At 43.4% G+C, this 274-nt stretch carries 1 protein-coding gene; it reads right to left on the bottom strand.

The genetic code is table 11. The annotated features are described in order from the left end of the window. A partial coding sequence (locus tag AAEY88_RS13565) for a hypothetical protein (protein ID WP_350563233.1) occupies window positions 1-250 on the bottom strand: 250 nt, incomplete at its 3' end. Window positions 251-274: the final 24 nt, after the last annotated feature.

The following is a 274-nucleotide window of genomic DNA, read 5'->3' on the forward strand; positions in this document are numbered from 1 at the left end:
TATAAGTCCAGCGGCCATAATAGGTCATGGCATTGCCTTTAAAGACGGCAGGATCTTGAGTCGCAAAGCCTGGGTCATTGACCAGCATAATCACGGTTTTGCCTTTAACATCAATGTTAGCGTAGTCATTCCATTGATATTCTGGCGCATTAATACCATAGCCAACAAACACCACATCACTGTTATCTACACTCACTTGAGACTGAACTTGTTCAGTACGGGCAGTGAAATCAGTGCCGTTGTTGAACACTATATCACCCATTCTCAACTGCAT

It is taken from the genome of Psychrobacter sp. CAL346-MNA-CIBAN-0220, from assembly GCF_040309805.1.
Lineage (GTDB): Bacteria > Pseudomonadota > Gammaproteobacteria > Pseudomonadales > Moraxellaceae > Psychrobacter.